This window comes from Microvirga sp. P5_D2 (assembly GCF_054049475.1).
Window position 1 is genome coordinate 22,881 of the sequence record NZ_JBFUMH010000060.1, and the last position, 6,653, is coordinate 29,533.

Consider the following 6,653-nt stretch of genomic DNA (forward strand, 5'->3'; position numbering starts at 1 on the left):
ACAAGGAGTAACCTCATGTCCCTCAAGAAACTGGGCCTTGCCGCCCTCCTCTCGCTCGCCGCACTTCCGGCTGTTGCGCAGACGCAAACGGTTCGCATCGGCGCGACGCCCGGCCCGCACGCGCAGATCCTCGAAGCCGTGAAGCCGATTGCCGCCAAGAAGGGCCTCGACATCAAGATCATCGAGTTCTCCGACTACGTGGTGCCGAACGCGGCCCTCGCTTCGGGCGACATCGAGGCCAACTCGTTCCAGAACCAGCCCTACCTCGACAACCAGGTGGCCGACCGCGGCTTCAAGATCGAGAGCGTCGGGCTGACGGTGAACTTCCCGATCGGCGTCTACTCCAAGAAGCACAAGAGCCTCGAAGCCCTGCCGAACGGCGCGACGATCTCGATTCCGAACGATCCGACCAATGGCGGCCGCGCGCTACTGCTGCTGCAGGACAAGGGCCTCATCAAGCTGAAGGACAATGTCGGCTTCAAGCCCACCCCGATCGACATCACCGACAACCCGAAGAAGATCAAGTTCGTCGAGATCGAAGCCGCTCAGGGCCCCCGCGTGCTCGAGGACGTGGATGCATCCATCATCAACACCAACTATGCGACCGCGGGCGGCCTCGATCCGGTGAAGGATCCCATCACCCGTGAGAACCCGAAGGGTCCTTACGTGAACCTCATCGCCGTTCGCAGCGAAGACAAGAACAAGCCCTGGGTGAAGGCGCTCGTCGAGTCCTACCACACCCCCGAGGTGAAGCAGTTCATCGAAGAGAAGTTCAAGGGTTCCGTGCTCATCAGCTGGTAAGCCTGACGCATCGCGAAACAGAAAAGCCGGCCTTTGGGTCGGCTTTTTTGTGTTCACTTCATGCGCGATTCTTGCAGGCTCTCGCCCGCCTCTTTCCACTGCCCTGCCCGCTTGGCCTTCACCGCATCGAGCAGCGTCCAAGCGGCGTTGCGCACTTCGTCCTGAATATCGGTGTCGCGGTCGAGTTCCTCGTGACTCGTGGCGTAGGGCTTCCAGTAGCCGATATAGCGATCAAGCTCCGCGAGATTGCCGGCGGGCGAGAGCTCCAGAGCGCGCAACCAATCCGACAGGCTGCGGCGCACACCTTCCGCGCCCTCCGTATCTCCGTGAACAATGACGGAGAACAATCTGCCCGAGAGATGCTTCGGGTAATCCCAGCCTTTCAGTTCCAGTTCCTTAGCCTGATCGACCTTCTTGCCGTGCGTGGACGTGGGGTCGGGATTGCCGCCATCGGCGCAGACGAGACGGTCCATCATCAGCTTGAGCGGCGACGAGACCTGATACCAGTTCACCGGCGTGACGATCATGATGCCGTGCGCTACGACCCATTTGGGATAGATATCGTTCATCCAGTCATGGGTCTGGCCGAGCGAGAAATTGGGATAGCAGGAACAGGGCCAGTGGCACAAAGCCGCCGCCGTCGAGAAGCAGGCTTTGCATGGGTGGATATGGCGGCCATATTCCGATGTGAGGCGGCTGAGTTCGAGAACCTCGACCTCCACATTCTCTGCGCTACTCAGAACCTGCTGCGCAATTTCAGTGAGGCGATAGCTCTTCGACATCTCGCCGGGGCATGTGTGCTCGCTGCGCAATGAGGCCACGATCAACAGGAAGCGCGCAGGGCCGCTGCCGTCCTCATGCTTCTTCTGCGCTTCATCGATGGCCGCTTTCGCGGCGATCCAATCCACCGAGAGATCGTAATCCGGGTCGGCGAAGCCGGGGCCTGCTTTGCGCGTATGCGGACTTTTGCGATGATTGCTGTAGGCATCCCAGGCCGCATCCGCGATGCGCTGGAGTTCGCCGCTCATCGGATCGAAGGCGGGGTCTTGAAACTGCTGCAGATAGCGCCTGCGGAACTCGGCCTCATCGAGCGTGGGGTCGGGCGTGCCTGTCCGTGCTTTCGGAATCGACAAGTGACACTCCCCTCGCAGAACGTAACAATACTAAGCTCGGAACGTCTCTGACGCTTGGCCGGTTCCGCCTTTCCGAAAATCGCCGCTTCACGGTTGGTTTATAGCTGAGCCGTTCCTACCTATGGTGGACCAAATTTTTCTCCCACAGGAGCAGCCTATGCCGACGACACCGACCATCCGCTTGAACGATAACCGCTCGATGCCACAGCTCGGCTATGGCGTATGGCGGGTTTCGAACGATGAGGCGGCGACCAGCGTGGGCGAGGCGTTGAGGGCCGGATACCGCTCCATCGACACCGCATCGATCTACGAGAACGAGGAAGGCGTCGGCAAGGCCATTGCCGCCGCATCCATTCCACGTGACGAACTCTTCATCACCACCAAGCTCTGGAACGACAGCCACAGCGTCGATGCCGCGCTCAAAGCTTTTGACGAGAGCCTTGCGCGCTTGCGCCTCGACTTCGTGGATCTCTACCTGATCCATTGGCCCGTCGCCGGCAGCGAGGCCTATGTCGATGCATGGCGTGCGCTGATCCGCCTGCGGGAAGAAGGGCGCGCGAAGTCCATCGGGGTCTCGAACTTCAACATTCCGCATCTGCAACGGCTTATCAGCGAGACCGGCGTCACGCCCTCCATCAACCAGATCGAGCTGCACCCCCGCTTTCAGCAGCGTGAACTGCGCGAGTTCCACAATACCAACGATATCGCGACGGAATCCTGGGCGCCGCTCGGGCAGGGATCATTGGTGACGAACGAGGAGCTTGCCACGATTGGTCGCAAATACGGCAAGACGCCGGCTCAGGTGATCCTGCGCTGGCACCTGGAGCATAATCTGATCGCCATTCCGAAATCCGTAACGCCCTCGCGCATCCGCGAGAATCTCGACGTGTTCGATTTCAGGCTCGACGCAGAAGATATGCGCATTATCGAGCGCATGGACGACACGGGCGGACGCGTCGGCCCTGATCCTTCTGTCTTTGGCTGATCGCTGGAATGAGAAGGGCTACAGGCGGCCCCTCGCCGCGTCGGCTGTAGCCTCGAACTGCTTGTAGATGTTCTCCGCAATCGGCAGCAGCTGCGCGCGGTTCTCTTTCGCGGACACCACATAGGATAGACCGTTATCGATCCAAAGGAAGGCGGAGATGCCCTGCTCCTCCTCGAAGCGGAACGCGGTCTGCGTTTCTGAACTGTCGGAGCGCACATAGATCGTCAGACGATTGCCGCCTATGTTTTCATACATGAATTGCGCCGCCGCCTCGCCGCCCGACGGGAGAAGCCTGCCGCCGATGAGCTTATAGCCTTGCGCGTTGAGGTTCGGCGCCGTCAGCGGTTTTCCCACACGTCGCGACAGCCATTGCACGAGATGTGCCTCCTGATCGGCGGACACTTCGACCGGGTGCAGCCGCTCGCTCACATAGATGCGGTGAGCCGCAATGGCGTTCTCCGTAACGTTCGCCTCCTCAACCTGCCTAGCGAACCACCATGAACTACCTGCAGTACCCAAGACGCCACCCACGACAAGCCACGCGATAGCGGCGGCAATCGCTGAGCGATTGATGCGTGATGTGCGGCGCGGAGTGGCCATGAGATTRGAAACACGCAGACGCGCGGGGATCGGCTCCTGAGCCTTGAACGCCAGTCGAGCGCGCAAGGCCTCGCGCTGCTCGATCTCGCGTTCGACCTGTGATGCCAAAGCCGGATTGGACGCGAGGAAGGTCTTCACGGTTTCAAGCCGCGCGAAGCTAAGCCTGCCGTCAATGAGTGCCTGCAGATCGTCCTCTCCGATGGGTCCGTCGCCCGTCACTTCACCCTCCTCAACGTGGGAATGCGTCCACCCTCCATGAATTCTCTCAAATGCTTACGTGCGCGGCTGAGCCGCGACATCACCGTGCCGAGCGGCACATCGAGAACCTGCGCCGCCTGCTCGTAGGAAAAATCCTCGACGCCGACGAGGAGCAGAACCGAGCGCTGATCTTCCGACAGCACGTCGAGCCCTGTCAGCAGATCGCGCATACCCACATGGCCGTCCGATGCTTCGCCCGATGCGGGCACAGTGTCCAGCGCCTCGACACCCACCTGCGTTCCGCGCCCTTTTCGGCGGCGCAGACCATCGATGAAGAGATTGCGCTGGATCGCGAAGAGCCATGCCCTCAGGTCGCCTTCGCGGTGGCGCTGGTTCCAATAGCGGATCGCCTTTTCCAGCGTGTCCTGAACGAGATCGTCGGCCGCCTCGTTGTCGCGCAGCAGCGCCCAGGCATAGCGGCGCAAGCCCGGTATCTGCGGCTCGAGAAGGGATGCGATCTCGTCCAAGCTCAAACTTTCACCCAACCGGGATCATTGAACGACGAACATGCGCCGTCAGCAAGCCTTATGGGGCCGCGATATGCCAGGTATTATTGGCCACGCCCTCGCCGGTCGCATCGCCGGGCTTGGTGTCCTTGACCCAGGTGTAGAGCGGCTTGCCCTTGTAGGCCCATTGCTTGGCCCCATCGTCGCGGGTGATGACGCTCCAATTGCCGGACGCGGCCGCGTTGGCAGCGGCCATGAGCGGAGGCCAGTTCTGGGCGCATTGGCCGCTGCAGGCCGATTTGCCCGTGCTGTCCTTGTCGAAGATGTAGAGCGTCATGCCCTTGGCATCGACCAGGGATTTGCCCTTGCTGGTGTCTGCTACCTTGGCGGGGGCCATTTGCGCAAGCGCGCCGGTGGCGGCCACGAGAAAGCCGGCCAGAATGGCGGAGCGGGAAAGCAGCTTCATGGATGTGTCCTCCTTGGGACCATGATTGATCACGATCTTAAAGACACGCCCCCGAGATGGTTTATTCCATGCTTGTGAGAAAATATGTCAGCGCCCGGTTGGGTTGAAACCGCCCGACTCGTCGATGGGCTCACGCAGCTCGATCCTGTGGCGGCCGTTGTCGCGGATCTGCGCCGTGCGATAAGTGCCCTCGATATCGTCCTGCGGCATCTGCAGGATGTCCACGCCGGCTTTGCTGAGACGCTCGATCTCCTCATCCACATCGGGAACGATCAGGCTGATGACCGGCACGGGCGTGACCGCAACACCACCCGTGGCATGCGGCTCCTGCAGCGGAGGCGCAATGTGATCCACCTCCGTCACCTCGATGAGGGCGCCTGCTCTTTCAAGAACTGCCGTCCGTCCCGGCACGAAGCTCTGCGTGGCAATCAGGCGGAAGCCGAGCTTGTCCTGGTACCACTTCACGCTCTCGTCGAAATCGGGGGTGCGGATCGCAACCGAGCTTGGTCGTCGCTCGGACGATGACTGCGCCTGAACAGGCAGGATTGCACCGATCAGCAAGGCGGCCGGCGACATGGCCATGAATGCGCCCATCATGGTGTATCGCAATAACTGAGAAGAAGCGCAGGCTTTCACCATTCGTCCCTCGTAGGGATAAACCGGAACTTAGCCGCCTTCTCATGAACGCAGATCAGGGCAAATCGTTCTTGTGCTGCATGAGCTTGAGCAGCAAAGCCGCGAGCTGCCCGGCTTCGGCCTCCGTCAACGGACCGCCGATGAAGCGGTTGATGGCGGGGCCGTAGACGCTCCACATGCGCTTTTGGAGCGCCCTGCCCTCCGCCGTGATCTCGACAAGCTGCCGCCGCTTGTCACCGGGAAAGGGAATGCGGCGGACAAGTCCCTCTGCCTCCATGCGGTCGAGATGCCGGGAGAGGTTGTACTGCTCGAACAGCACCGTCTCCTCGATCTCTTTTGGGGAAGAGCAGCCATCCGGCCGGCGTTTGAGATGCAGAAGGACGTCGTACCAGGAGAGCGAGGGGAAGCCTGCCGCCTTCATCTCCGCCTCGATGCGCCCCACAACCGCCTTTTCCGCCCTGATCAGACGAACCCAGGCATCCGTGACTGCATCCGACGGTTCCTGCAGCTTTTGCATCACGGCAAACACTCTCCTGTTTCAATGCAATTGCATCATGTTTGACATTTCCATGCAAGTGCATGCATATTCATATGCACTTGCATGGAGTTTTCCGAGGCCGCAGACGAAGCTATCGAGCGCCGATGCCGCGCTGACGCCTGCTCTGTAAAACTCTCCACCTCGAAAGGAACGATCCGATGAAGCTCTACTACTCCCCCGGCGCCTGCTCTCTCGCCCCGCACATCGTTGCCCGTGAAGCCGGCCTTCCGATCTCCCTCGAAAAGGTGGACCTGTCGAAGCACCTCACGGAGACGGGCGAGAACTACCGCGCCATCAACCCGAAAGGCTACGTGCCGGCCATGACCATCGAGGACGGCTCCCTGCTCACCGAGGCTGCCGCGATCATCCAGTATCTTGCGGACCAGAAGCCTGCATCGGGCCTTGCTCCCGCCCACGGCACGACTGAGCGCTACCGCCTCATCGAGTGGATCACCTTCATCAGCTCCGAGATCCACAAGGGCTTCGGCCCGCTCTGGAACCCCGCCACGCCGGATGCCATGAAGGCCGCTACGAAGGAGCGCCTTGCCACCCGCTTCGCCTATCTGGACGAGGTTCTCGGCAAGCATCCCTACCTGACGGGCGAGACCTTCACGGTCGCCGACGCCTATCTCTTCACGGTCGTGAACTGGACCAACTTCCACGCCATCGACATTTCGTCCTTCAAGAACCTCGCAGCCTTCCAGGCCCGCGTGGCCGCACGTCCGAAGGTGCAGGAAGCGCTCGCTGCCGAAGGTCTGCTGAAGCAGGCGGCTTAAAGAGAGCCATAGCC

Annotated in this window: 9 protein-coding genes; 3 read left to right on the plus strand and 6 right to left on the minus strand. The window is 61.0% G+C overall.

All coding sequences use genetic code 11. The annotated features are described in order from the left end of the window. The first annotated feature begins 15 nt into the window (after positions 1–15). Positions 16–801 carry a MetQ/NlpA family ABC transporter substrate-binding protein gene (locus ACXJKO_RS16295; protein WP_457092134.1) on the plus strand — a complete coding sequence of 262 codons (786 nt, stop codon included), beginning with the start codon at positions 16–18 and terminating at the stop codon, positions 799–801. Between the two features lie 53 nt (positions 802–854). Here ACXJKO_RS16295 and ACXJKO_RS16300 read toward each other — a convergent pair whose 3' ends face one another. After that, positions 855–1,934 (minus strand): flavodoxin family protein, encoded by a 1,080-nt coding sequence (locus tag ACXJKO_RS16300; protein WP_457092135.1) that lies wholly within the window; start codon positions 1,932–1,934, stop codon positions 855–857. A gap of 157 nt (positions 1,935–2,091) precedes the next feature. Here ACXJKO_RS16300 and ACXJKO_RS16305 point away from each other — a divergent pair, with 157 nt between their 5' ends. Then, positions 2,092–2,919, plus strand: a complete 828-nt coding sequence (locus tag ACXJKO_RS16305; protein WP_457092136.1) for an aldo/keto reductase — start codon at positions 2,092–2,094, stop codon at positions 2,917–2,919. A gap of 18 nt (positions 2,920–2,937) precedes the next feature. On the opposite strand, the gene ACXJKO_RS16310 is transcribed toward ACXJKO_RS16305, so the two are convergent. The 5 genes from ACXJKO_RS16310 to ACXJKO_RS16330 form a co-directional block, all read right to left on the minus strand. Continuing rightward, the gene (locus ACXJKO_RS16310; protein ID WP_457092137.1) at positions 2,938–3,738 is read right to left on the minus strand and encodes an anti-sigma factor family protein; all 801 of its coding nucleotides are present in this window, start codon (positions 3,736–3,738) and stop codon (positions 2,938–2,940) included. After that, entirely contained in the window at positions 3,735–4,244 is a 510-nt protein-coding gene (locus ACXJKO_RS16315; protein WP_457092138.1) for an RNA polymerase sigma factor, read from the minus strand. Before ACXJKO_RS16315 ends, ACXJKO_RS16310 begins: the two co-directional genes overlap by 4 nt. A gap of 58 nt (positions 4,245–4,302) precedes the next feature. Then, complete coding sequence (locus tag ACXJKO_RS16320; protein WP_457092139.1) at positions 4,303–4,689, minus strand: COG4315 family predicted lipoprotein; 387 nt, start codon at positions 4,687–4,689, stop codon at positions 4,303–4,305. A gap of 87 nt (positions 4,690–4,776) precedes the next feature. After that, a complete protein-coding gene (locus ACXJKO_RS16325) occupies positions 4,777–5,286 on the minus strand; it encodes a VOC family protein (RefSeq protein WP_457092140.1) in 510 nt (169 codons plus the stop codon). A 94-nt stretch (positions 5,287–5,380) separates the two neighbouring features. Continuing rightward, positions 5,381–5,842 (minus strand): MarR family winged helix-turn-helix transcriptional regulator, encoded by a 462-nt coding sequence (locus ACXJKO_RS16330; RefSeq protein ID WP_457092144.1) that lies wholly within the window; start codon positions 5,840–5,842, stop codon positions 5,381–5,383. 179 nt (positions 5,843–6,021) lie between these two features. On the opposite strand from ACXJKO_RS16330, the gene gstA reads away from it, so the two are divergent. Beyond that, the gene (gene gstA, locus ACXJKO_RS16335; RefSeq protein ID WP_457092141.1) at positions 6,022–6,639 is read left to right on the plus strand and encodes a glutathione transferase GstA; all 618 of its coding nucleotides are present in this window, start codon (positions 6,022–6,024) and stop codon (positions 6,637–6,639) included. Positions 6,640–6,653 lie beyond the last annotated feature (14 nt).

What these genes read in the sequence shown, in the direction of transcription:
- ACXJKO_RS16305 (WP_457092136.1), top strand. Translation starts at nt 2,092, where the DNA reads ATGCCGACGACACCGACCATCCGCTTGAACGATAACCGCTCGATGCCA.
- ACXJKO_RS16295 (WP_457092134.1), top strand. Translation starts at nt 16, where the DNA reads ATGTCCCTCAAGAAACTGGGCCTTGCCGCCCTCCTCTCGCTCGCCGCA.
- ACXJKO_RS16320 (WP_457092139.1), bottom strand. Translation starts at nt 4,689, where the DNA reads ATGAAGCTGCTTTCCCGCTCCGCCATTCTGGCCGGCTTTCTCGTGGCC.
- ACXJKO_RS16330 (WP_457092144.1), bottom strand. Translation starts at nt 5,842, where the DNA reads ATGCAAAAGCTGCAGGAACCGTCGGATGCAGTCACGGATGCCTGGGTT.
- ACXJKO_RS16325 (WP_457092140.1), bottom strand. Translation starts at nt 5,286, where the DNA reads ATGATGGGCGCATTCATGGCCATGTCGCCGGCCGCCTTGCTGATCGGT.
- gstA (WP_457092141.1), top strand. Translation starts at nt 6,022, where the DNA reads ATGAAGCTCTACTACTCCCCCGGCGCCTGCTCTCTCGCCCCGCACATC.